Consider the following 24,190-nt stretch of genomic DNA (forward strand, 5'->3'; position numbering starts at 1 on the left):
CGCTGTAAGGGCAAAGTGGCGGTAAGCGGTTATTTAATTTGCAACCGCGCGGCGATTATGACCCCGCTGGAACCTAAAGCCTAGCTTTTGTGGTGGTACCAGTTTTATTTCACTACGGAGCGTGGTAAGTTGGGATATGAAAAATACACCAGAGAATTCGCCAGATTGATCTGGCAAATAGCTTCACCAAAATGGTATTTTAACGAGGATACTTTTGAGCGTTCTGCCACGTCACTTGATCATCCTGACCATGTAGCGATCGTCATACATAATTACCGCTGGCGGCTAAGTCTGGCCAAAGGGGAATCGAAATACGATGATCTGGAAGCAAAACTCGCTACGAGTCCGATAATTAGTGTGCCCAGCATCACGCTGGAGGGCGATAGCAATGGCGCTCCACACCCCGAACCGGAATCCTACCGCAACAAGTTTTCAGCCAAGTACGCTAATTATATTATCCCCGGAAGGAGTGGACACAATTTGCCACAGGAAGCACCGCAAGCGTTTGCCAATGCCATTATAGAGGTTGATGGCTATTGACTCCTTATTTTAACAAACCAACAATGAAAAAAGTAATGGTCTTATTTACAGCAGCTGCGTTATCTGTCGCGCTTTTAGCAGCCATCGGAAGCGGAAAAAACTTGCTTGATGAGAAAACCGGGCGGTTCAATAAATTGTGCGACCGGTTGGGCAAACACGAAGGCGCTGCGGCTTACGGATCTGAAGGGCAAAGTTGTTTTGGTGGATTTTAGGACCTACACCTGCATCAACTGGCGACGCACGCTTCCGTATGTACGAGAGTGAGCAGCGAAATATAAAATCAGGGCTTAGTAATTATTGGCATCCATACGCCCGAATTCCCTTTTGAGAAAAATGCGGCTAATGTAGAGAAAGCCATAGAAGAAATGAAGATAAGCTATCCTGTGGCCTGCGACAATAATTTGAGGTTTGAAACTATTTTCACTATGAATACTTCCAGCCCTGTACCTTATCGATACAAACGGGAAAATCCGGTGCCACAAATTTGGCGAAGGTAATTACGAGGAAATTGAATTGATGATTCAACAGCTTTTAAAAGAAGCGTGCAAAAAATGTATTTGATTAAAACCGATGCTGCTTATTTACCATTCATTTTCTTTAGATCAAGTTTGATTCTGCCGGCTGCTTCGATCTTCATCTTGTCTTTTACTTTTGTGTAGATCAGCGTGGTTTTGAAACTTTTATGGCCAAGCATTTTGGAAACCGTAAGCAATTCTGTGCCCATTTCCAGTTGGAGCGTAGCGTAGGTATGCCGGAAACTATGGAAAGTAATATTCTTAGTTATCCCGGCACTTTGTAACCAGTCCTTAAAACAAATACGCATGCTTGAATATACCAGTCCTCCAAATACCCGTTCGTTAGGTTCGCCCCGTTTTCCCATAACCTCGACTGCCTGATCCGAGATCGGCAAAATCTCTGCGCCTTCTGTTTTCTCCTGTGTAAACTGCAGGTAGTACTTCCCGGCAGTCCCGCGTACTTCTGACCAAAATAAGGTCTGCACATCCGAAAAACGCAGCCCTGTTAGCCCTGAGAAAATCGCAGCCCGCTTAATCAGATCCGATTTTGCCGGTGTATCCACCAATTGCTGGAATTCGTCGAGTTCGAGTTGCTCTCTGTGTGTTTCTTTAAGCTTGATTGGATCGACCTGACTATAAAGGTCTATGGTTAATAAACCCTGTTTATAGGCTCGTTTAATTGCATTTCTGAATTTAGCAAAATAGCTTGCAGCAGTGTTCCGCGAAATTGGCCTGCCGCGTCGGCTTATACCAGGACCGCTGAGCATAAAGTTTTTGTAATCTTCGCACATATATTCATCCAGGTCATTAAAAATCAGGTCATGGCCGGCAAAAGCGACAAAATACCGGTAAGACATGGCGTTGTTATCACAGTCCGAATTGGTTTTTGTGCAGATATACTGCTTAAAGAAATCTACGAAACTGGAACTTCGGTTACGGTTGGAAATAAATCCATACTTGCGGTTCTGTATATCTAGCAAACGGTTTGCCCTGATGTTCTCCAATAATTCACTGGTTTCTGCATTATGATTGCGTTCCCACACATTAGATGGTTTATCGTAGAGGAATATATCAAGAAATTCGAACCGCTGCGGTTTTCCGGACTTAGGATTGCGCAGAGGCGGAGAAAAATCAAGATAAACAGAATGACGGCCTTTTGTAATCGCTTTTTTTCTGATGTGTACTTTTGCCATAGCTATGCTTTGGGATTAAAAATCCTGTCAAGATCTGCCTTGGCTACATAAGTATACGAGCCTTCCTGAAACTTGAACAGGTTATTACGTTTAATGATCTCGTACAGCGCTTTATCTGAAATACGGAAGATGCGCTGGGCTTCGCCCATGCTATAGCATTCTGAGACCGGTGGAGGTTTGAGCTCCTTCAATTGAACCACCTGTGGTAGCTCGAATAGCTTGTCGATGTCTTTCCTGGCGACAAGCGTTTTTCGTTTAGAAAGGTTCACTGCATTCAGCTTACCCAGATTGATCAAACTGTAAATCATCTTATCAGATGCGCGAAGCAGCTTTGCAGCACTTTTTACATCCAGGAAGTCCACGTTGACCTGTTCGGCAGAATTACCCTCCAGCATCTTTTGAACGACGTGATCCATCGATGCCATTATCCTGCCCCGTTCTCTTGCTTTGCAGAAGCGTTTATTGCAGAGTTTGCTGCAAAACCGGGTAACGGTTGTTTTCGCTTCAAATACATTTCCGCAATGCTCGCAAATCCTATTTACTGTAAAATTGGAACTCATGTCAAAGTCATTAATCCAGCATTGCCAAAATTTTGGCAAAGCATTTCCACGGCGATAATTTCGCCACTATTAAAACATTAATAATCAGAATATTACCTCACCAAGGGGAGATAACCGGGGAGTTAACAACCGATGACGTTAAAATCAATCATCGGTTGTTATTTCACCATTCTTTAGGGTATTTAAGCGTAAATAAGACGCATTAAGCGTAAATAAGAGTATTTAAGCGACTTAATTTCTCCCTAATAACCTTGCCTCAAGTTTTTTCTTTTTTGAGTAACAAGATAGTAACAAAAATAAGAAATACATTGCTAATTATCCAAGAATCTGGACAAGAGAAAACATCATAACTTATTAACAATGAGCTATTTAATTGTCGGTATATGTCAGTGTTTTGTGTTATTTGACTGGCCTACTTGCCGATACAAAACTTACTAAAAATATTCTCCAGCAGATCGTCGGTAGTAACCGCGCCTGTAATTTCGCCGAGGTAATGCAATGCCTGTTTTATGTCCATTGACAGAAAATCAGAGGTAACGGTTTCCATGCCATCCAACACCCTACTCAGGGCCTCCTCTGTTTTTTGCAGGGCTTCCAGGTGGCGTATATTAGTTACTAAAATATCGTTACCCTCTAACTGGTCTTTTACAGCAGCATGATATATCTTGTTTTTTAACTCATCAATTTGACGTTTCTCTTTCGCCGAAATAATGATAGCACTATCAGAGTTCGGTAAGGCCAGAAGTTGTTCTTCCGTAAGCAGATCAGCCTTGTTGGCTACTACAAGCATGGTTACGCCCGGTTTTTGTAGGCTCGCCAAATCCGCATTCAGTTCTGCCAATGTTATCTGTACGGCATCGTACACATAAACCAATAACGACGACGAACTGATTTTTTCCATTGTGCGCTCCACTCCTATCTTTTCAATAGCATCTGTGGCTTCGCGAATACCGGCAGTATCAATCAAACGGAAGTTAATACCGTTGATATTCAAAACTTCTTCAATGGTGTCGCGGGTGGTACCGGGTATGTGGCTCACAATGGCACGTTCCTCATTTAACAATGCGTTAAGCAGGGTTGATTTACCGGCATTCGGTCGGCCGGCTATTACGGTGTTAATGCCATGTTTAATTGCGTTGCCCAGTTCGAACGACTGGATCAAAGCAGTAATAACACGCAAAATATCATTAATAAGTTTTTTTAGCTGATCGCGATTGGCAAACTCAACGTCCTCTTCGGCAAAGTCAAGTTCCAGTTCTATCAGGGACGCAAACTGCACCAGTTGATCGCGCAGAGTTTGCAACTGACTGCTAAAACCACCCCTAAGCTGCTGTAAAGCCACTTGTTGCGATGCTTTGGAGTTAGACGCAATAAGATCTGCAACCGCTTCTGCCTGAGATAGATCAAGTTGCCCGTTCAAAAAGGCTCGCAATGTAAACTCTCCGGCTTTCGCGGATCGCGCGCCGTTTTTTATAAGCAATTTAATTATTGATTCTATGATATAATTAGAACCATGACAAGAAATCTCTACCACGTTTTCGCGTGTATAAGAGCGTGGCCCCACAAACAGCGATATTAAAACTTCGTCAAGTACCATATCGCCATCTACAATGCTGCCAAAATGGATGGTATGCGATGCTTGCTGTGTAAGATCCTTCCCTTTAAATACCTTATTGGCAATAATTATAGCATCGGAGCCTGAAAGACGTATAACGCCTATAGCGCCAACACCGGTGGGGGTAGCAAGAGCAACAATGTTATCTGTAGTATAGTTCATAGTTGATAGTTCATGGATCATAGTTGATAATTAGAAGACCGAAAATGTTTTAGGCCATGGCCTATTAACCCTCAACTATGAACACGCAGGGCAAAGGTCGCAAATTTACTATGAACCTTTAACCATCAACTAAAAATTATAACTTGGCCGTACTTATGGTAACTTTTTTTGAAGCAGCACTTGATAAAATTTCTGTGCACCACGTGGGTAACCGCTCACAAAGCGAAATGTATGCGCTGTCTGAGCAACCTCTTGTATTAAAGGATGAGTTAATAGCAAGCCTTTTAAGGCAATACTTTTTAACCCCTTTTGAAAAAACAAACGAAGTTTATCATCTGATGCACAGCAGTGGCGAACTGGCGCTTAACGAGATACACCATTTTGCAACGCAGATTTTTGAGGATGAAAATAAATTCCACGAAACATCTGAGCAGATTGCAAAATATCTTTATGAAGTAGCCAATCACCCAAAAATTAAAGCGGGAGAATTGTATGTAGCTTATTTTAAGCAGCTGCAAATTGAAGGTGAGTTGTTGGATGCTGTGGGTATTTTTAAATCGGAAAATAAAGAAACCTATCTTAAAGTTTATCCTGATAAAGGCGGTTTTAATTTAGATTATGAGGAGAATGCCATTAATATAAATAAACTGGATAAAGGCTGTCTGATATTCAATACCGCAAAAGAGATCGGCTATAAAATTGTAGTTATTGACAACAACAGCCGGGGACCTGAGGCCGCTGTTTATTGGAAAGATGAGTTTTTACAGCTAAAGATCCGTAACGACAGTTATAACCAAACCAGTAACACGTTGGGTATTTACAAAAACTTTGTCACTAATAAAATTGATGAGGATTTTGAAATGACCAAAGCTGATAAAATTGATCTGCTCAACCGCTCTATGAAGTATTTTAAGGAAAAGGAAACCTTTGATATAGATGAATTTGCCGGCGAAGTAATCGGTAACGAAAAGGCCATTGAATCTTTCAAAAACTTTAAAAGCCAATACGAAACAGAGTTTGATACTCCAATTGCCGATACTTTTGAAATAGCTGCTAATGCAGTTAAAAAGCAGGCGCGGGTCTATAAAAGCGTTTTAAAGTTGGATAAAAACTTCCATATATATATCCACGGCGACAAGGACCTGATAGAAAAGGGTTTTGATGACGGTAAGGCTATGAATTATTACAAGGTTTATTTTAAAGAGGAACAGTAATCATTAACTCTTTTTGCTTTATAGCGCGGCCAATTATAGCCCTTAGTAGCATGTGCAATATTATTTGTTATTCCTCAATGGAGTAAAGCCTGTTTTTTTACAAACCGAATGTCAAGATTATGCGTAGTTAACAATACATCTACCTATTGTTATTTTTCGTGTCGGCGGTTTCAAAAAAACACTTAACGTATATCCGGTTTTTATTACTGATAGGCCTAACGGCCTTTATCGCCTTTAAAACCATTTCCGCATTACGATCCACGTCTTCAATAATTAAAAAGGAAGTTTTAGCTGCTGAATGCGATAACGACACTGAAAAAAAAGCTGAAAAAACTGATACCTAAAAAGAGAAAGAGTTTGCCCTTATTAATGAATGCGACATGCAGGCAACTTTTAGTATCAATATTATTATTCACAATACTATCTATACCAATCAGTATCAGTCTGCCAACTTCGCTCACATAAATATCCCTCCTCCCGATACATTTACCATTCTACCTTTAGTGTAATTACCGGCTTTAGCCGATATTTTTTTAAACAAACAACATCTTATGAATACATTTAGAATCAATTTTAACAAGTTGGCTGTGCTATGCCTTGCACTTACCATTTCAATTTCATCTTGTAAAAAAAACAATGATGATCTTATTGACGGATTGGGTACCGGACCTAACACAACTGTTTACGCGTTAAGCGCGGATAATAAGCTGCTTACTTTCACTGCGGATAATCCATCAGCAGCTACAAGTGTGGGAATAACCGAACTTCAAAGTGGCGAAACCATCATAGCAATTGACTTTCGCCCGGCTACGGGCCAGTTATATGGCGTCAGCAGTGGTAGCCGAATTTATGTTTTAAACACACAAACAGGAGTTGCTAAGCAAGTAGGCACTACAGCGTTTACACCTGCGATAAGTAATTCAACAGCTGGTTTTGACTTTAACCCTACTGTTGACCGAATAAGATTGGTTACCACAACAGGGCAAAACCTTCGCCTTCACCCCGAAACCGGTACAGTTGCATTTACAGATGGTGTAACAAACGGCCCGATAAGTTCCGGCGTATCTGCAGCAGCATATACTAATAACAGGTCTGGCGCAGCTACCACTGAACTATTTGTGTTAGACGCTGCTACTGACAAACTGTATAAACAAGATCCGCCCAATAATGGCACTTTGGTTGCAATTGGCAGCGGAATTGGTTTTGATGCTGAGCAAATTGGTGGTTTTGATATCGGCTCCAACGGCCTTACGCTTGCTACCATAAAAGTTTCAGGTAAAACCGGTTTATATGCTATTGATTTGATTACCGGCAAGGCTGCCAGGTTAAGAAATGACTTCGCGGTAGATATTATTGGCCTGGCCATACCTACTGAGCCGGTGGCTTATGCCATTAATAGCGCTAACGAATTGGTTATTTTTAATCCATCAACTCCTGCTCCTATCACCAAACCTATTACAGGTATGGCCGCCGGCGAAACCGTGTTAGGCATTGATTTCCGCCCGTCTACAGGCCAGCTTTTTGCATTAGGCAGCACAAGTAGATTATATATACTTAATACGTCTTCCGGCGCAGCAGCGGCAGTTGGGGTTGCTCCATTTACTACCCTATTATCAGGAACTGATTTTGGATTTGATTTTAATCCGACTGTAGACAGGGTAAGAATTGTAAGCAATACCGGCCAAAATTTGCGTATAAACCCAAATGACGGCTTAGTTGCAGCAGTTGACGTTACGCTGTCAGGCACTTCACCTTCAATAACTGCCGCTGCTTATACCAATAACTTTGCAGGTGCCACTACAACTGTTTTGTATGATATAGATACACAAGCCAATAAATTGGTAAAACAGGATCCGCCTAACGCGGGTACTTTAGTTGATGTGGGGCCGTTGGGTGTTACCGTAACCGCTGCCAATGGGTTTGATATAGGCAGCAAAAGCGGAACAGCCTACGCCCTTTTAAACGTTGGTGGAACCACAAAGTTATATACAATCAATCTTACTACCGGCGCTGCAACCGCGGGCGCTACCTTAACCGGAACTTATAAAGCCTTTACGCTCGGTTTAGGTTTTTAATTTTTGACATAATAAAAAAAGCCATGCATAAATAATGCATGGCTTTTTGTTTGTCATTTAATTAAACACTCTCTTTTTGAAATAACGCCGGTATTGTTTTCAATATCAGCTTTATATCGTTTTTAAAACTATGATTCTGGGCGTAAGTATTATCCAACATTAACCTTTCGTCTTCGCTCATTTCGCCTTTGCCGCGCTTTTCAACCTGCCAAAGCCCGGTGATACCGGCCGGAGCAGAAAAGCGCAAAACATATTTATCAGTAGTGAGTTTTTCAGCTTCATAAAGCGGCAGTGGGCGGTTGCCCACAATGCTCATGTTGCCTATAATAACGTTCCAAAGCTGCGGCAATTCGTCAATACTTGTGTTACGTATAAAATTGCCAATTTTAGTTATGCGAGGGTCGTTTTTAATTTTGAAGAATGCAGAACCCGCAGCATTTCGTTTGCTAAATCTAAAATCCTTTTCGCACCAGCTAACATTATCTGCATGTAAGGGATACTGGCATTTTCCATAGCTCTGGCAGGTATCGCATAAAAATTGGTGTGCAGCTGTTTGTGTTTCTTTTGGCTCGTTTCCAGCATCAATATTATATTGATTTAGGTGCTTAAGATCTTTTATACGCTGGTCGGCATTTACATACATCGATCTGAATTTATAGAACTTAAATACCTTGTATCCGGTACCTACCCGCAACGAGTAGTAAAAAGCGGGTCCTTTTGATTCTAACTTAACAAGTATATATATAATCAAAAATAACGGTGATAAACACAGTAAAGCTCCCCCGGCAAAAACAAGGTCGAAAACCCTTTTGCTGAGCTCAATTTTTTTAACTTTTGGTGCGCTGTTTTGCAGGTTAACCTTGAGCGATGCCCAGTTATCAACCAAAAAGTTTATCTTTTCCTGTATGTGTTCTCCATTTAAGGGCAACCTGAACACATCGGCTATTCCTGTTGATAAGGCAAGTTTGACAAGATTTTTGTTTAGATGGTGAACTATTAAAAAAAACGGCACCGACGGTAAACCCTTGTTTTTAAGGGCCTCAACTAAAGCAAGGCCTGATGGCGCCATTATTTCGCTATTGCAAACAATTGCAGCTATTGGCAATTGTTCACTTTGCCACACAACAGCCATCTCCATGCCGTTTTTATAGTACGCAAGTTCGTACTCGCCAAAATTCAGGGTATTAAATATGGCTGCCGCAGTTTCATCAAAACCTATCAGCGCAATTAGCTTTTTATTCTTTATTTCAGTGTTCTCTTCGCTCATGGCCCTGCTTTGCTTAGTTCACAATGCGTCTTAAAACTACTCTTATACGTGCTTCCAGCTCTGCAGGATTAAACGGCTTTACAATAAAATCATCAGCACCGCTATCTAAACATTTAATACGTTTCTCCGAACTGTCTTCGCCCGATAGTATTATTATGGGTATTGATTTGAAAAAATCACTCACCTTTATTTGTGTTATAAGTTCTAACCCGTTTAGTTTTGGTGTGTTTAGGTCAGAAATTATCAGATCAGGTACATTTCCACTTTGCATAAAGGCCAGCGCCTCCATACCGTCTTGCGAAATTTGTATCTCGTAGGTAGCGCTTAAAAATTCCTTTAGTATGGCCTGCATATACAGGTCATCTTCTACAATAAGTATTTTTGTTTGGCTGCTGTTTGTAAAGTTCATATTAAGCAAAGCTGTGGTAAATTGTAAATAAGTATACGAATATTTTTTTACCAATATTTTTCGGTGTGTATTTTGTTACCTTTTAACGCAATTAATTTTGTTAAGTTAGCTAATAAATTAATTTTTTTTCGAACACTTTTTAAACCTGCTTTAAACATTCCTTGCGTATTTTACGTAATATAGCTTCTTATAAATGGCCGTAGTGCAATATACTTTTGATAATGAACAACTTAATAGGCTGTTCCCTTATTATATTTTAATCAATAAAGATTTTAGTATAGAGGGTTTTGGCCAGGCTTTGAGTGAAATTATAGGCAATAATCCCGGTCAGTATTTTAATAATGTTTTTAAGATTACAGATCACGGCGGTGAAAACGCGCATCAGCGCAATATTACAGAGCTTGGCGGGTTTAACATGAAGATAAATGTAATAGGCACTCCGGGTGTTGTATTACAAGGTAACCTTGAATATCTTAAACAAACCGGGAAGTATCTTTTTGCCGGGGACATTTTATCAGACGACACAAATTTAATCCAAAACGATACGGACGTTCAAAATAACCAGCCGGCTCTGGGGATGTCTTTTGACGAACATTTTTTTGAGCGGGTATTAAATGAGCTTCCATCGGACGTTGTCGTGTTAGACACTAATCAAACTTACCAATTTATAAACCCAGGTGCCATTAAAGATCCAAAACTTAGAAAATGGACTATAGGTAAAACTGATGAGGAATATTGCACTTACAGAAACAGGCCGCAAAGTTTAGCTGCTGTAAGGCGGCAAAACTTTAACGAAGTGATGCGTACTAAACAGCAAACAACTTGGGAAGAGCACATAACAACGCCCGACGGCGCTGTCGTTATAATGCTGAGAAATATGTGTCCGGTGCTGGATGAGCGAAACAATGTAGATTTTATTATTGGTTATGGCTTAGATATAACCGACAGAAAAAAAATAGAAGAACAATTAAAGATAAACGAGAAAAGATACCGTGATCTATATGATTTTTCTCCTGCCCTGATATATACGCATGATCTGGATGGCACAATGTTATCTGTTAATCCGGCAATTTCAACTGTTTTAGGCTATAGCAGCAACGAAGTAGTGAATAAAAACATTAAAATACTACTCCCTGTTTTTGATCAGGATAAAATACAAACAGAATATCTGCAAAAAGTTAATTCTTCGGGTGTAAGCAAAGGCATATTCAGGGCCAGTCATAAAAACGGAGCAACAAAATATCTTTTCTATCAAAATTACAAGGTTGAGGAGCAAGATAGCAAGCCATATATTATAGGGTTTTCGCAGGATATTACAGAAAGAATACTGGCAGAAAAAGAGTTATTGTTGGCCAAGCGCAATACAGAGAAAATGGCGAAAGTAAAAGATACTTTCCTGGCCAACATGAGTCATGAGTTACGTACGCCTATGAACGGTATACTGGGTGTTACAAATTTACTTACCAAAACAACGTTAAACAATCAACAAACACACTACGCCCACCTTATATCAGATTCTGTTAACAATCTGTTAACTATCATAAATGATATACTTGACATGGAGAAGATCAGTTCGGGCAAAATTGAGTTTGAGCACCATGCATTTAAAGTTGTTGATAAGGTTAAATCAATTGTACATTCCTTTCAATACAAGACCGAGCAGAAAAAGCTGGAGCTATCTTTTAATTGTACTCTCCCCTCTAATTTGGTAATAATCGGAGATCAGCATCGTTTGGCTCAAATACTAAACAATTTGTTAAGCAATGCAATTAAATTCACTAATAAAGGATCAATTGATGTTAGCCTTAGCTTGCTTCATTATACAGAAACAGATGTTATTGTTGAGTTTGTTGTTGAAGATACCGGCATAGGGATTCAGGAAAATCGGATTAACACGATTTTTGATCCTTTTGTTAAAGGCTCGTCAAACATTACCAAGTTTGGAGGCACGGGGCTTGGCTTATCCATCAGCAAAAACCTGGTTGAGATGCAAGGCGGTAACATCGAGCTTTCCAGCGAAGTACATAAGGGCAGCACCTTTACTTTTAGCTTGCCGTTTAAACGCGGACAGTTGCAGGCGGTAAGCGAAATGAAAACTCCGGTTTTAAATCTTTCTAAGATCAATAAAAAGATATTGGTGGCAGAGGATATTGAGTTGAATCAGTTTTTAGTAAAAACTATGCTCGAATCATGGGGCGGAAACGTAGATATAGCCGTCAACGGAAAGGAAGCCGTAAATAAAGTTAAAGAGAATAATTACGATTTGATATTGATGGATATTCAAATGCCCGAAATGGACGGAATAACAGCTACCCGCCACATTAGAGAACTGCCTGATAACGAAAAAGCACAAATACCCATAATAGCTTTTACTGCTAATACTTTACAGGGCGATGCCAAGTTATACCGCGATGCGGGCATGAATGACTATATCACCAAGCCATACGCTGAAGAAAAATTGCACGAAAAGATAAACGAGGTTTTAAATTTAGCAGGCCAATCTTCAGAGCAAATTGAGAGCAGATCAATTGAAGAGCCGCACCCTGCATCCATCGAACCGGAAGAAAAACTATATAACATTTCAATGATAGAAGCCATTGGCAAAAGCAATCCGGCCTTTATTGAAAAAATGATAGTAATGTTTGTTGATTTTGTGGGCAAGGACTTTGACAAATTAAAGGATGCCGCAAGCAAAGATAACTGGACGGAGGTAGGGCAAATTGCGCATAAGTTAAAATCAACCTTTGGCAACATGGGGGTAACCTTCCTGGTTCCGCACGTGGTTGATCTTGAAACGCAAACCGGCGATCCTAACGCCTTGATCAACCTGCTTGACGCCGGTTTGGAAAAAGTTTTTAGGCAGTTACGGCAAGATTACCCGGATTTGTTTACTACTTAATATTAAAAACTCTTTTTAAGCGTTTGGCGGTGGCTTTCCAAAGGCCGCCATCAATTTGTATCCGGCGGTCTGTTGTCCAAACTACAGCGTTGTTTACCCTATACATTTTCCCGAAACCCTTCGCGGTTAATTTAAGTGCCAGATACCCGTCTTCGTTAGTTCCGGGCGGATGGTTAAAACCATCAACCTGCAAACCCTGTTCGCGCCTGAAACCGGAGTTGAAGCCGTACATATTTACAGCTTCGGTCTTTTTGAATTTGTTGTAAAAACGCGTTAGCTCAGCAAACCACTCATAAAAATAGTAAGTAATTCTTCCGGTGGTTCCAATCGGTATAAACGAAAAAATGCCGTAAGTACAGGCTACTTCTGCATTTTCAAGAGGTTTGGTCATTTCCTCTATCCAATTTTTTGGATAGATCGTGTCTGCATCGGCGTTTAAGGTATACTTGCCTTGCGCGTGCTGTAGCCCAAAGTTGCGCGCAGGTGTTATTCCTTGTATGGTTTGCAAAATGCAGTTTACTCCACATGCCTTAACCAGTTCTTCGGTTTTATCCTTCGAGTTATTGTTTACAACAACTATTTCAACATTTTTAGTTGTTATGTTATTACACAACGATGCTAAGGTTGGCACAATGTTCTCCTCCTCATTATAAGCAGGTATCACAATAGAAACATCAGGAACGCCTACTTTAACCAGATTGCGGTTATAGGCATTGCTTATTTCTTGTAGTGTGGTTGCAGCATGGTTGTTATTCTTTAAATAGTCGCTTATGTATTGTGGGATAAAAACTGGCTTCATTTGCAGGAGCGTTGTATAAATATTTATAAATATAACATTTATACGGTATTTATCTAAAAAGGTGCTACCCGGGGCAATTAATATTCGTCCGCTTATCGTTTATTTTTTTTGGTACAGATGGCAACATTAAAATAGCGGTTATATTTGCCTGCCTGTTTATAGCATTCCTTTAATAAAATGGAACAAAAAGAAATTACTCCAGAGTTGTTCGTTGTTGGTGCCGGCCCCGGCGATCCGGAGCTTATTACGGTGAAAGCATACAAAATTTTACAAACAGCCGGAGCGGTTTTATATGATAACCTGGCCAATAGGCAGTTACTTGACCTAACCCCCGAAGACTGCGATCATGTTTATGTAGGTAAGCAACCTTATGGCGCATACACACCCCAGGAAGATATTAATGCCATGATAAAGCATTTTGCCTTTAGTCGCGGCAGAGTAGTTCGCCTTAAGGGTGGCGATCCTTTTATTTTTGGAAGAGGGTTTGAAGAAATATTGTATGCCCGTGAGCATGGTATTAAAACGCATTATATACCCGGTGTAACCAGCATGCAGGCTTCGGGTTTAGGCGATATCCCCCTAACCCACCGTGCTGTAAGCGAGGGAATATGGGCAATTACAGGTACAAAAAAAGACGGTACGCTTTCTTCAGATCTGAAACTGGCTATGCAAAGCAATACCACCGTTGTTATTTATATGGGAATGAAGCAGATCCCGGTAATATCAGCAGCATATATTGAGGCAGGAAAAGGCGATACGCCGGCGGCAATTATACAACACGCATCGTTACCGCAACAAAAATCTGCAAAAGGTAAAGTAAAGGACCTGGCAGTTTTAGCAGATAGTAAACAGCTAACTTACCCCGCGCTAATAATTATCGGCCCCGTAGTCCAACTTGCGCCCTAACGTTAGTTCCTGAAATTTTGGGTGATCATAAGGCCGTATATGCCTCCATCTAATATACCGATGCCGAGCCGCCCAAATGTAGGGTTAAGTATATTGGCACGATGCCCGGGCGATTTCATCAGGCCGTCGTGCGCCATATCCAGCGTTTGAGACAACGCAAGATTTTCTCCCGCGGTTAAAAAAACAAGCTTATCTTTTCTCATCCTGTCAAATGGATCTTTGCCTTCAGGGGTATAGTGCGAAAAATATCCTCTCACAAACATATCCATAGAATGCTTACGTGCCACTCTTGCTAATTCCTCATCCACTTTAACGGGCTTTAACCCCTTTATTGCTCGCTCCTTATTAACCAATATCAACATCTCGGCTTCCAGGTCATGGCGAACTGCTGCGTCTGCCACTTTAAACGGCAGGGTAACCATATCATGCTCACCGTCAACCGTAGTTTTGCGGACAGTTTTGTTAAATGCCTCGCCGAATATAGGCGAGAGTTTTTTCTCCAGCCAGCTTACCTTTGATGTAAGTCCATTTGTAAAACGGGCGTCGCGTGTATCTCGAGAAACTTTTGTAAGGGGTGTTAATATTAGAAAGGTAGCTAAAAGTGCAGACCATATAAGGCCGTTAATAAGGCCAGGGATAACGCCGGCTGTTTTATTAATTATATGATTGTCTACCCGATCAGGAACGTTATCTAAAATGAGGGTAGTTATGCTATCAAATATATAACGTGCCGTTACCAGTATCAGAATAAAACTCAGCGGGTACATCCAGAATTCAACCACAGGTAAAAACTTCGATATTATATCACCGAACTTTTTATACAGAAGAAAACCAGCTGTGAGGCTGCATACCCACGAGAGCAAAAATAATGAGGATATAATGAAACCGCGTCTTATATCAAACCACACGCTTAACGCAATAACCAACAGTAAAATAATATCTATATAATTCATTTGACGGCTGATAACAAATAAACGAATATTGTTTAAAATGATAATATATTCAAGCAACATTTCAAATATGAGCATGTTTTATAACTGTGGTGAAATCAGCAGCACCAAACTTATGTGGTGTTGCCGATGGTTAAAAAACATATAAAAAAAGTGTAAAAAAATATATTTTAAGTCAAAAATTTTCATTTTAACATGTTTTTTACCAAAAAAGCATCAATTAATGTTTGTAATCAGCTTAAGATGTACGGTTTGTAATTTTTTAAAACATTTTATACCAAAAACCCTTTAAAACCGGTATTTTTTTTGATATTTATGCCAGTTTTTTAACATAAATCATGAGTTTTAGCTATCGTCGTATTGTAATAAAAATTGGTTCAAACGTGCTTACGCAAAGCAATGGCCTGCCCGATCAGGTACGGATAGGTAAGTTGGTTGACCAGATAGCTGCTATAAAACAACAGGGCATTGAGGTCATTTTGGTGTCTTCTGGCGCCGTAGCGGCTGGCAGAAGCCTGATATCAGTATCCGATAAATACGATGCCATTGCTGTTAGGCAGCTTTTGGCTTCAATTGGCCAGGTTAAACTGATCAATATTTACGCTCATTTGTTTGAACAGCATAATTTGCTCTGTTCGCAAGTATTGGTAACAACCGAGGATTTTAAGGGCAGGCAGCATTACCTTAATATGAGGAACTGTCTTGAAATACTTTTGCAGCATAATGTTGTACCTATAGTTAACGAGAATGATGTGGTATCGGTAACGGAATTGATGTTTACGGACAATGATGAGTTGGCCGGGCTTATAGCATCTATGTTAAATGCGCAAGCATTGATATTATTAACAAACGTTGATGGTATTTATGATGGCGATCCGAGTTTGGAGGGCTCATCAGTTATTAGTGAAGTAAAAGAAACGGATATTGACTTCTCTTCATTTATTACCTCAGGTAAATCTCAGTTTGGCAGGGGCGGTATGATCACTAAATCCACGATGGCGCAAAAAACGTCGAGACTGGGTATTTCCGTGCATATAGCCAATGGTACAAAAGATAATATTTTGCTGGATGTATTAGAAAACACCGCTATTCAGACGCATTTTTTGCCCACCAAAAATGCTTCAGAAAAAAAGAAATGGATAGCGCATTCTGAAAAAGCAGCAACCGGCATAGTGCAAGTTAACGCCGGCGCGCGGGAGGCACTTACATCTAATAAAGCCACCAGTTTATTACCGGTGGGCATTACAGATATCGTATTAGACTTTAAAAAGGGAGAGATAATCAAATTGATAGATGACAATAATGAACTGATTGGCTTAGGTATTGCTGAGTACGGCGCAGATAAGGCGAAGGAAAGCATGGGCCTTAAAAACCAAAAGCCATTGGTACATTATGATTATCTTTACCTTCAATCATAATTACAATGAGCTATACTTCATATTTGGAGAGCGCTGCACTAGCTGCGCGCAATCTTGACGTTACTACCGCGCAAATTAATAGCGTACTTGAAGCGCTGGCAGCGGAAACCGTTACACAAACTGCACGTTTACTTGAGGAGAATAAAAAAGATCTGGATCGCATGGATCCGGCAAATCCAAATTACGACAGGCTTAAGCTTACCGAAGCACGCATAAGTGATATAGCTAAAGATATCGTTAACGTAGCTCAGTTAGAAAATCCACTTGGCCATATTTTATCTGATAAAACTTTACCAAACGGCTTAAACATATCAAAAATAAGCGTACCGCTTGGTGTAGTGGGCGTTATATATGAGGCACGGCCTAATGTAACTTTTGATGTATTTGCCTTGTGTTTTAAAACAGGAAACATCTGTATATTAAAAGGCGGTAGTGACGCAGCCTACTCCAACCAGGCTATTATTGACGTAATACATAAAGTATTGGCGGCGCATAATATTGACGTAAATGTTGCTGTATTGCTACCCAAAGAACGCGAAGCCGCCGAAGCGCTCATGCAAGCTGTTGGTTTTGTTGATGTCATAATACCTCGTGGTAGCCAGGGGTTGATAAACAGTGTTCGCCAAAACAGCAAAGTACCGGTGATAGAAACCGGCGCAGGCATTGTTCACACCTACTTTGATGAGTCGGGCGACCTTGAAAAGGGAACTGCAATTATATTCAACGCAAAAACACGAAGGGTTAGCGTTTGTAATGCTTTAGATTGTGCCATAATCCATGCCTCGCGATTGGATGATCTGCCAAAATTAGCCAAACCACTTGGCGAGACTGGTGTCACCATTTTTGCTGATGACCGCGCTTTCGCTGCATTAAAAGGCACCTACCCTTCCGATCTGCTTCATCCGGCGGGTGAAGAACACTTTGGGACAGAATTTCTGTCGATGAAAATGTCGATAAAAACGGTTGATGATTTGCAGCAAGCTTTAAACCATATTGCAACATACAGTTCAAAACATAGCGAAGCTATTATCACTGAGGATGAGAGGAATATGGAGGTGTTTTTAAATCGCGTTGATGCTGCTGCCGTTTATGTTAATACTTCTACTGCATTTACAGACGGCGCTCAGTTTGGTTTAGGTGCCGAAATAGGCATAAGCACGCAAAAATTACACGCACGCGGCCCTATGGCTTTACAAGAGCTTACAAGTTATAAATGGTTAATAAAAGGTAACGGGCAGGTAAGGGCTTAAGATATAAAACCATGTACCGGCCCATCCGATACATGGTTGATTTTGTTGGGGTTACATCCTTATATAGTTAATAAGGGCGGCGAAGCAAATGATTGTGAGGATTACCACTTGCATCTTTTGTTCAATTGACAATTGCTTGATTAGTTTCATCTCTTTTGTTTTTAGGGGTATAACAAATTTATATCTTCAATCACTTTTTGCAATAGTTAGCATAACTTTTAGTAATTTTTTAACAATGATTTTACAGCTATTTTATAATGGTAGTTTAAACACTGATTACCTATAAAATTTGCAACAAATTAGTTAATTTACTAAAACTTAATTTGATTAAAACTGCTCGAAATCACCTATAAAAGCACATTAAAAAAGCATTTTCGGCGCGATTTTGGATATTATCGTAACATCTTTTAAAACGGCAGATAAAATCATTCTGCTGCGTTGAAAATAAATAACAAAATTTACCGACAAATTATCTGCTTATGTTACTGTCTGTCAATCCCTCCAATTGCAAAACTATTGCTACCTATAAGCCGCACACTAACAAGCAGGCAAATGATATTATACATAAAACGCACACTGCGTGGTTAACCTGGAAAGGTAGCGCTGCCGATGAAAGAACCAAGCTGCTAATGGCGCTGTCTGAGAAGTTACTCAACCGCAAAAGCCAACTGGCTCAATTGATGGCTGCAGAAATGGGGAAGCCTTTAAAACAAGGCGTGGCCGAAATAGAAAAGTGTGCCGCCGCTTGCGAATACTATGCGCAAAACGCAGCCAACTTTCTAAAAGATCAAGCAATAAACACCGACGCCTCAAAAAGCTATGTAACCTTTAACCCTATTGGGGTTGTGCTGGCGGTAATGCCCTGGAACTTCCCGTTCTGGCAGGTCTTCAGGTTCCTGGCTCCTGCCCTGGCGGCTGGTAATTGCGGGGTGCTTAAACATGCATCAAACGTTATGGGTTGCGCATTGGCAATTGAGGATCTGATAAAGGAAGCGGACTTCCCTGATAACGTATTTAGAACGCTATTGGTAGATAGCAAAGCCGTTGGCGCCATTATAGAAAATCCATTAATAAAAGCTGTAACCCTCACCGGTAGTACCAACGCAGGTAAAAAAGTAGCAGAGAAGGCCGGATCTTTGATAAAGAAAACCGTTTTAGAACTCGGTGGCAGCGACGCCTATATTATATTAGCAGATGCTGACCTAGACAAGGCTGCCGAGATCTGCGTTAACAGTCGCTTAATTAACGGCGGGCAAAGCTGTATTGCTGCCAAACGCTTTGTGGTAGTTAAATCTGTTGAAAAAGAGTTTACCCGCCTGTTTGTAGAAAAGATGACGGCCAAAGTTATGGGCGACCCGTTGGATGGGGCAACAGATGTCGGTCCGCAGGCGCGGGTTGATTTGCGCGATGAGTTGCACCAGCAGGTGGAACAATCAATCGCTAAAGGCGCTAAGTGTCTTTTAGGCGGTAAAGTACCTGACGGCAAAAACGCCTTCTATCCTCCTACCGTGCTCAGCAACGTAAAAAAGGGAATGCCTGCTTATGACGAAGAACTGTTTGGCCCCGTGGCGGCAATTATAAGCGCCCGTGACGAAGCAGAGGCTATCCGCATTGCCAACGATAGTGTTTTTGGTTTGGGTGGAGCTGTGTTTACCGCAGATAGTAAACGCGGGGAACGCATCGCTGCAACCCAACTGGAGGCAGGCTCGTGCTTTGTGAATGGTCTGGTAAAGTCAGACCCGCGACTGCCTTTTGGAGGCATCAAAGAATCGGGTTATGGGCGCGAGTTGGGAATGTTCGGCATACACGAATTTGTGAACATTAAGACGGTTTGGGTCGCCTGAAAACGGGGTGTTGCAAAAAATACACGTTACCGGCATAAAAAGTGCAACACTTTTTATAATTGTCTTATTATTAATAAGTTATAAATAAATCATTAGCAGTTATTCACTGACTTATTGGTTACTGTAATTAGCTATAAATTTATTGTAATACGTTAATTATCAAGCAATTGTATAGGTTGAAAATTTACACTTTTCTGCAACACAATAGCAACACTTTAGCAACAGTTTAGCAACACTCTTTTTGAAGAATTAGCGCTGATCTTAACAATGCCATTTGTGATCTCCTTAGCGTACAGTGTAACATTAGTTTCAATTTATCGTCACACTACTAAAGACTACACCTCATCTTAAATAACACAACATGGGACTATTTAGCGCGGAAGAACCGACAAAATATGAAATTGATAATAAACAGCTTATCTGCATGTTTTGCAAAAATGATACGTTTTACGTGCGGAAAGAGCAAATGCACTCACCTACCCAAACCATTTTTAACGTAGAATGGATGGGTAGCACCGCAACATGTTTTGTTTGCGGCAGTTGCAGCTATGTGCATTGGTTTATGCGGTAAGTATGAGTTTATTGTAAGCCGGGACTTGCAATTTTTGCACTTCCAAGCTTTGAGTATGAACAGAACTATTGATGATTGAGATTTATAGGTACCTTACATCATGAATCCTGATTTCCGGTTACACTTCATCCCCGCACCCGGGCCGCTTACTGATTTTGTTGAAAGCATCGGTATGTTTCATAACACGTCAGACAACGAAACTCGGGAGGTAGTTGTATTGCCCGACGGACGGATAGACTTGTTCTTTTGGCAAACTGCGGATAAACCCTTCCAGATCTTCCTGATCGGTTTGGAAACTGCGCCAGAACAACGCAGCGTTCCGCCACAAACACGCGCTCTTGTTATCAGCTTTAAACCTTTAGCAGTTGAATATATTTTAAAAGAGTCAATCAGCAGCCTGTTAAACACAGCTAAAATATTGCAGATAGGTTTTTGGGGCTTTACTGCTGAAGACTTAGATAACTTTGATACATTTTATCAAAAGATAACAAAAACAGTAACATCGCTACTCCCCCGGGCAATTGATGAACGAAAACGCAAACTGTTCAAGGATATTTACGCGTCAAAAGGCGAGATGAGCGTAAAGCAGCTGTCTGACAATGCCGCGTGGGCAAGTCGCCAGATAAATCGTTATTTCAATCAGCAATTGGGGCTGTCGCTAAAAGTTTATTGCAACATTCTGCGTTTCAGAGCATCGCTGCCACATATAGCCGACGGAAAATTGTTTCCGGAACTTAACTTCAGCGACCAGAATCATTTTATTAAAGAAATAAAAAAGTTCTCGGGCGTGGTGCCGGCAAAATTGAATAAAAACGAAAACGACCGATTTATACTATTATCCGTTCTTAAGCAGCAATAGCTTTGTAGCGTATTAAATGTATAAATATGTTATTAGAAAATAAATTGGTTGCCATTGTGGGCGGCGGTCCCGGCGGCCTAACACTGGCAAGGCTTTTACAAATGAATGGTGTTAAGGTAAAAGTATATGAGCGCGACATCAATAAATATGCCCGGGTGCAGGGGGCGCCGCTTGACATGCACGAAGGTTCCGGCCTGGCGGCCATAGCAGCGGCCGGTTTGCTCGAAACGTTCAAAAACAGTTTTTTGCCCGGTGCAGACAAAGAGCTTATCATGAATGAACGTGCGGAGATTTTCTTTTCCGATCATGATGTAAAAACAGATGAAAATTTCGGACATGAACATTTCAGACCAGAGATAGACCGGGGCTCCTTGCGGAAAATATTATTGGAAGCTTTACAGCAAGACACCGTAGTGTGGAACAGTCATTTCCTATCCATGGAAAAACAGGGTGAGGGCTGGTTATTACAATTCAAAAACGGCTCATCTGCCTACGCAGACCTGGTTATCGCTGCGGATGGCGCCAATTCAAAGATCAGACCTTACGTAACTGATATTAAACCATTTTATTCGGGTATCACAATGCTTGAAGGGAACGTTTATGATGCAAAAAACACCGTGCCCCAAATTAATGCGCTGATAAAAGGCGGCAAGATCATGGCTTTTGGCAACGGAAAAAATCTGTTGATGGGGCAAAAGGGCAATGGAGATCTGGGTTTTTATGCCAGTTTTAAAACTACGGAAGACTGGGCGGCTAACAGCGGCTTGGATTATAACGACCCAGTAAAAGTGCTGGCCTGGTTTAAAACAGAATATGCTGAGTGGAGTGATATTTGGCACCAACTATTTGCCAATGCAACCCCGCCATTTATTCCGCGCCCAATCTACTGCGCTCCGTTTGATCAAACATGGCAAGCGCTGCCCAACCTTACCCTTTTGGGTGATGCTGCACACGTTATGCCACCTTTTGCCGGCGAAGGGGCCAACGTGGCCATGTTGGATGCTCTTGAATTGAGTAAACATCTCACCAGTAATGACTACCTAACAGTGCAACATGCTATAGCAGCCTACGAAACAACCATGCGTGAAAGAGCGGCGACGGCGGCACAGGAATCATTGAATAATGGAGAACTGATGCATTCTGAAAATGCGTTGGCTGTCATGGTGGCAATGTTTAATGGATATTAACCCATTGGTTATAGTTATAAGTCCAACTTTGGTATGCCAACGCCTCGGCGGTCCCCGTTGATTGTGCAATCTAGGGTCTCTTGCAGACCACATTGAGCGGATATAAAACAGCTAAGACTAACTTACAAGTCTAATTTTTTATTGGGTTTATTGGTGTCCTCACCTTTGTTTACGTTGCGGTTAGGATGCTGCAGGTGCACGTTTGCTGCTACATCATCTCCGTCGCCTTCCGTATAACGCTCCGCCAATTGTTCGTCTGTTTCGGGTGATACGCCCGCCAGATCTTTTATTCCTTGCTGGCTACGCCCGTTGCCAGATGGATTGCCCTTGGGCGGAGTAAAACCGCCATGTGCTGTCTTTGCCATAGTATGTTGTTTTAAAAGATAAACCAAATTAGGCGGCGGCCGGTTTTCAAGTGTTACAATACACGTATTTTACCGCAATTTTTACGTATTTATCCATAAAACTGAAAGTTGCCGGGCAGGTTTATTCAAGAAAAAGACCATGAATAAACAAGAGAACGACAACAGAGAACAAACGGATGAGATCGGTGGCGATTTGGAAACCGGTGGCGAAGTAAATGCTGCTATTGAACAGCAGGGAGAAGATGCGGCAGAGGGTATTCCACGTGATACGGACGCGGCTAAGCAAGAACAGAAACGGGACGAAACTATTGGCGGCTAATAACGTATCATTCCGTCTGCGCAGGGCCTCTAGTAGAGTACCTGCGATTCCCGGTGATTGTGCAAGCTCAGGGGTCTTACAGGAGACCCTGAGCGGACAAAGCCATTACAGCATGCCGGCTATTTTAAAGAACATGCTTTATAGTTATATTAGCGTCTGTTATCCCAACCTGACAATGACCAAAAACGCAATCTTATCTATACTGGCATTTATCGCGCTAACAGCAAATTTAAATAACAGCTTTTCCCAAACGCTATCGCAAAAAAACAGCAATACAACACTGGAAGATAGTTTAAGAAGATTGCCTGATGAAACAAAGGTTGGCAATATAATTATACACAACCTGTTTAAAAATCAAATTCTTGCCCATATGGGCGGCAATTTCGATAGCCTGCTGATAGTAAACGAAGTATACCGCCCGCATCAACAATTGTGGGATAGCTGTTATGCTATGATATTTGGCGATGAAAACGCTAAAAAGTTCAATAATCCATCGGGCATGGTTGCCTGGAACAGGTCCATTTATCCTAAAAACAAATTACAGTTTGATAAGCTAACCCGTCAGCTTTTAGGTATGAACTTAGGTTCCGTATTGGCATTTAATCTGAAAAAATTTAATAGCCTGGTAAAATACAGGCCCGAGGCGGAAATAAGCCTGCTATTTACACCAATGCAAGGTATTGGCTTTGGTGGCTGTAACGCCAATCAGTTTGCCCTTGAACTAAATAATAGTCATAACGACCTGAACTACATTATTAATAAAGGCATTCCGCATGAACTTAACCACCTTGCTTACGAGAAGCGGAAAATAAAAGACCCGCAGAAAGGGAGCGCTTTAGCGCAGGCTATTGACGAGGGGTTTGCATGTTATTTTACCTGGGTGTTTTTTGATAGAAAGATACCCAAAAACGAAGTAGTAGAAAGGATGAGCAGTACAGAATGGCAATGGTATGTAAACCACCAAGATGAGCTCTTCAAAAAGTTAAGTCCATTTTTTGCAGATAAAAGTGGCGACAACCCCTTACTTACAAATAACAAGCATAAATTATTTCCCGATGCTCCTAAAACGCTGTTCTATTGGTTGGGTTTCCGTATTGTAGAGGCTTATGTAAACAAGCACGGCAAAAATTCATGGAAAGATATTTATGATCTTCCTGTTCAGGAAGTTTTTAATAGAAGCGAGATTGTAATAAAGTAGGTTTCTGATTTAAGCGGGACGCTTAAAATTTTGTGTGTCCAAGCGGCAAGTTTGGATGTGAAGGAAAGATTTTTA

22 protein-coding genes are annotated in these 24,190 nt (G+C 41.1%); 14 read left to right on the plus strand and 8 right to left on the minus strand.

All coding sequences use genetic code 11. The features are described 5' to 3' along the window. Window positions 1-87 precede the first annotated feature (87 nt). Window positions 88-540, plus strand: a complete 453-nt coding sequence (locus ACVW2L_RS07790) for a hypothetical protein (protein WP_457127399.1) — start codon at window positions 88-90, stop codon at window positions 538-540. Between the two features lie 23 nt (window positions 541-563). Further along, the gene (locus ACVW2L_RS07795; protein ID WP_457127400.1) at window positions 564-752 is read left to right on the plus strand and encodes a hypothetical protein; all 189 of its coding nucleotides are present in this window, start codon (window positions 564-566) and stop codon (window positions 750-752) included. Between the two features lie 365 nt (window positions 753-1,117). Here the strand turns inward: ACVW2L_RS07795 and ACVW2L_RS07800 are convergent, their stop codons facing one another. From ACVW2L_RS07800 to mnmE, 3 genes are all read right to left on the minus strand, one after another. Beyond that, on the minus strand, window positions 1,118-2,248 hold the full coding sequence (locus tag ACVW2L_RS07800) for a tyrosine-type recombinase/integrase (RefSeq protein ID WP_457127401.1): 1,131 nt from the start codon (window positions 2,246-2,248) through the stop codon (window positions 1,118-1,120). A gap of 2 nt (window positions 2,249-2,250) precedes the next feature. Further along, window positions 2,251-2,808, minus strand: a complete 558-nt coding sequence (locus tag ACVW2L_RS07805; protein WP_457127402.1) for a helix-turn-helix domain-containing protein — start codon at window positions 2,806-2,808, stop codon at window positions 2,251-2,253. 412 nt (window positions 2,809-3,220) lie between these two features. Continuing rightward, window positions 3,221-4,585, minus strand: a complete 1,365-nt coding sequence (gene mnmE / locus ACVW2L_RS07810; RefSeq protein ID WP_457127403.1) for a tRNA uridine-5-carboxymethylaminomethyl(34) synthesis GTPase MnmE — start codon at window positions 4,583-4,585, stop codon at window positions 3,221-3,223. A gap of 155 nt (window positions 4,586-4,740) precedes the next feature. On the opposite strand from mnmE, the gene ACVW2L_RS07815 reads away from it, so the two are divergent. Both ACVW2L_RS07815 and ACVW2L_RS07820 read left to right on the plus strand, forming a co-directional pair. After that, window positions 4,741-5,799, plus strand: coding sequence for a nucleoid-associated protein (locus ACVW2L_RS07815; RefSeq protein WP_457127404.1), 1,059 nt, complete (start codon window positions 4,741-4,743; stop codon window positions 5,797-5,799). 551 nt (window positions 5,800-6,350) lie between these two features. Continuing rightward, a complete protein-coding gene (locus ACVW2L_RS07820; RefSeq protein WP_457127405.1) occupies window positions 6,351-7,874 on the plus strand; it encodes a DUF4394 domain-containing protein in 1,524 nt (507 codons plus the stop codon). 61 nt (window positions 7,875-7,935) lie between these two features. Here ACVW2L_RS07820 and ACVW2L_RS07825 read toward each other — a convergent pair whose 3' ends face one another. Further along, entirely contained in the window at window positions 7,936-9,141 is a 1,206-nt protein-coding gene (locus ACVW2L_RS07825) for a sugar transferase (RefSeq protein ID WP_457127406.1), read from the minus strand. 13 nt (window positions 9,142-9,154) lie between these two features. After that, complete coding sequence (locus tag ACVW2L_RS07830) at window positions 9,155-9,550, minus strand: response regulator transcription factor (protein WP_457127407.1); 396 nt, start codon at window positions 9,548-9,550, stop codon at window positions 9,155-9,157. Window positions 9,551-9,743: 193 nt separating this feature from the next. On the opposite strand from ACVW2L_RS07830, the gene ACVW2L_RS07835 reads away from it, so the two are divergent. Further along, entirely contained in the window at window positions 9,744-12,449 is a 2,706-nt protein-coding gene (locus tag ACVW2L_RS07835) for an ATP-binding protein (RefSeq protein WP_457127408.1), read from the plus strand. Here the strand turns inward: ACVW2L_RS07835 and ACVW2L_RS07840 are convergent. Next, window positions 12,442-13,248: a glycosyltransferase gene (locus ACVW2L_RS07840; RefSeq protein WP_457127409.1), complete on the minus strand. Its 807-nt coding sequence runs from the start codon at window positions 13,246-13,248 to the stop codon at window positions 12,442-12,444. The two genes, ACVW2L_RS07835 and ACVW2L_RS07840, sit on opposite strands and share 8 nt — an antisense overlap. A 177-nt stretch (window positions 13,249-13,425) precedes the next feature. Here ACVW2L_RS07840 and cobA point away from each other — a divergent pair, with 177 nt between their 5' ends. Further along, window positions 13,426-14,154: a uroporphyrinogen-III C-methyltransferase gene (cobA, locus tag ACVW2L_RS07845; RefSeq protein WP_457127410.1), complete on the plus strand. Its 729-nt coding sequence runs from the start codon at window positions 13,426-13,428 to the stop codon at window positions 14,152-14,154. A 2-nt stretch (window positions 14,155-14,156) separates the two neighbouring features. Here cobA and ACVW2L_RS07850 read toward each other — a convergent pair whose 3' ends face one another. Beyond that, window positions 14,157-15,182 carry a CvpA family protein gene (locus ACVW2L_RS07850; RefSeq protein ID WP_457127411.1) on the minus strand — a complete coding sequence of 342 codons (1,026 nt, stop codon included), beginning with the start codon at window positions 15,180-15,182 and terminating at the stop codon, window positions 14,157-14,159. 260 nt (window positions 15,183-15,442) lie between these two features. Between ACVW2L_RS07850 and proB the strand changes: the two genes are divergently transcribed. The 6 genes from proB (at window position 15,443) to ACVW2L_RS07880 (ending at window position 22,233) form a co-directional block, all read left to right on the plus strand. Beyond that, window positions 15,443-16,522, plus strand: a complete 1,080-nt coding sequence (proB, locus tag ACVW2L_RS07855) for a glutamate 5-kinase (RefSeq protein ID WP_457127412.1) — start codon at window positions 15,443-15,445, stop codon at window positions 16,520-16,522. 5 nt (window positions 16,523-16,527) lie between these two features. Beyond that, window positions 16,528-17,772, plus strand: coding sequence for a glutamate-5-semialdehyde dehydrogenase (locus tag ACVW2L_RS07860; RefSeq protein ID WP_457127413.1), 1,245 nt, complete (start codon window positions 16,528-16,530; stop codon window positions 17,770-17,772). 479 nt (window positions 17,773-18,251) lie between these two features. Further along, window positions 18,252-19,616 (plus strand): NAD-dependent succinate-semialdehyde dehydrogenase, encoded by a 1,365-nt coding sequence (locus tag ACVW2L_RS07865; protein WP_457127414.1) that lies wholly within the window; start codon window positions 18,252-18,254, stop codon window positions 19,614-19,616. Between the two features lie 361 nt (window positions 19,617-19,977). Then, window positions 19,978-20,187, plus strand: a complete 210-nt coding sequence (locus ACVW2L_RS07870; RefSeq protein ID WP_457127415.1) for a hypothetical protein — start codon at window positions 19,978-19,980, stop codon at window positions 20,185-20,187. A gap of 100 nt (window positions 20,188-20,287) precedes the next feature. Continuing rightward, on the plus strand, window positions 20,288-21,046 hold the full coding sequence (locus ACVW2L_RS07875) for a helix-turn-helix domain-containing protein (protein WP_457127416.1): 759 nt from the start codon (window positions 20,288-20,290) through the stop codon (window positions 21,044-21,046). Between the two features lie 26 nt (window positions 21,047-21,072). Then, window positions 21,073-22,233, plus strand: coding sequence for an FAD-dependent oxidoreductase (locus tag ACVW2L_RS07880; protein ID WP_457127417.1), 1,161 nt, complete (start codon window positions 21,073-21,075; stop codon window positions 22,231-22,233). Window positions 22,234-22,355: 122 nt separating this feature from the next. Here the strand turns inward: ACVW2L_RS07880 and ACVW2L_RS07885 are convergent, their stop codons facing one another. Next, window positions 22,356-22,598, minus strand: coding sequence for a hypothetical protein (locus ACVW2L_RS07885; protein ID WP_457127418.1), 243 nt, complete (start codon window positions 22,596-22,598; stop codon window positions 22,356-22,358). A gap of 139 nt (window positions 22,599-22,737) precedes the next feature. Between ACVW2L_RS07885 and ACVW2L_RS07890 the strand changes: the two genes are divergently transcribed. Both ACVW2L_RS07890 and ACVW2L_RS07895 read left to right on the plus strand, forming a co-directional pair. Continuing rightward, complete coding sequence (locus ACVW2L_RS07890; RefSeq protein ID WP_457127419.1) at window positions 22,738-22,917, plus strand: hypothetical protein; 180 nt, start codon at window positions 22,738-22,740, stop codon at window positions 22,915-22,917. A gap of 175 nt (window positions 22,918-23,092) precedes the next feature. Then, window positions 23,093-24,115, plus strand: coding sequence for a DUF2268 domain-containing putative Zn-dependent protease (locus ACVW2L_RS07895; protein ID WP_457127420.1), 1,023 nt, complete (start codon window positions 23,093-23,095; stop codon window positions 24,113-24,115). The last annotated feature ends 75 nt before the right edge of the window (window positions 24,116-24,190 follow it).

This window comes from Mucilaginibacter sp. HD30 (assembly GCF_054061755.1).

Bases quoted from the DNA above. Each gene is read 5' to 3' on its own strand.
- ACVW2L_RS07795 (WP_457127400.1), top strand. From the start codon at position 564: ATGAAAAAAGTAATGGTCTTATTTACAGCAGCTGCGTTATCTGTCGCG.
- ACVW2L_RS07800 (WP_457127401.1), bottom strand. From the start codon at position 2,248: ATGGCAAAAGTACACATCAGAAAAAAAGCGATTACAAAAGGCCGTCAT.
- ACVW2L_RS07805 (WP_457127402.1), bottom strand. From the start codon at position 2,808: ATGAGTTCCAATTTTACAGTAAATAGGATTTGCGAGCATTGCGGAAAT.
- mnmE (WP_457127403.1), bottom strand. From the start codon at position 4,585: ATGAACTATACTACAGATAACATTGTTGCTCTTGCTACCCCCACCGGT.
- ACVW2L_RS07815 (WP_457127404.1), top strand. From the start codon at position 4,741: ATGGTAACTTTTTTTGAAGCAGCACTTGATAAAATTTCTGTGCACCAC.
- ACVW2L_RS07820 (WP_457127405.1), top strand. From the start codon at position 6,351: ATGAATACATTTAGAATCAATTTTAACAAGTTGGCTGTGCTATGCCTT.
- ACVW2L_RS07825 (WP_457127406.1), bottom strand. From the start codon at position 9,141: ATGAGCGAAGAGAACACTGAAATAAAGAATAAAAAGCTAATTGCGCTG.
- ACVW2L_RS07830 (WP_457127407.1), bottom strand. From the start codon at position 9,550: ATGAACTTTACAAACAGCAGCCAAACAAAAATACTTATTGTAGAAGAT.
- ACVW2L_RS07835 (WP_457127408.1), top strand. From the start codon at position 9,744: ATGGCCGTAGTGCAATATACTTTTGATAATGAACAACTTAATAGGCTG.
- ACVW2L_RS07840 (WP_457127409.1), bottom strand. From the start codon at position 13,248: ATGAAGCCAGTTTTTATCCCACAATACATAAGCGACTATTTAAAGAAT.
- cobA (WP_457127410.1), top strand. From the start codon at position 13,426: ATGGAACAAAAAGAAATTACTCCAGAGTTGTTCGTTGTTGGTGCCGGC.
- ACVW2L_RS07850 (WP_457127411.1), bottom strand. From the start codon at position 15,182: ATGCTCATATTTGAAATGTTGCTTGAATATATTATCATTTTAAACAAT.
- proB (WP_457127412.1), top strand. From the start codon at position 15,443: ATGAGTTTTAGCTATCGTCGTATTGTAATAAAAATTGGTTCAAACGTG.
- ACVW2L_RS07860 (WP_457127413.1), top strand. From the start codon at position 16,528: ATGAGCTATACTTCATATTTGGAGAGCGCTGCACTAGCTGCGCGCAAT.
- ACVW2L_RS07865 (WP_457127414.1), top strand. From the start codon at position 18,252: ATGTTACTGTCTGTCAATCCCTCCAATTGCAAAACTATTGCTACCTAT.
- ACVW2L_RS07870 (WP_457127415.1), top strand. From the start codon at position 19,978: ATGGGACTATTTAGCGCGGAAGAACCGACAAAATATGAAATTGATAAT.
- ACVW2L_RS07875 (WP_457127416.1), top strand. From the start codon at position 20,288: ATGAATCCTGATTTCCGGTTACACTTCATCCCCGCACCCGGGCCGCTT.
- ACVW2L_RS07880 (WP_457127417.1), top strand. From the start codon at position 21,073: ATGTTATTAGAAAATAAATTGGTTGCCATTGTGGGCGGCGGTCCCGGC.
- ACVW2L_RS07885 (WP_457127418.1), bottom strand. From the start codon at position 22,598: ATGGCAAAGACAGCACATGGCGGTTTTACTCCGCCCAAGGGCAATCCA.
- ACVW2L_RS07890 (WP_457127419.1), top strand. From the start codon at position 22,738: ATGAATAAACAAGAGAACGACAACAGAGAACAAACGGATGAGATCGGT.
- ACVW2L_RS07895 (WP_457127420.1), top strand. From the start codon at position 23,093: ATGACCAAAAACGCAATCTTATCTATACTGGCATTTATCGCGCTAACA.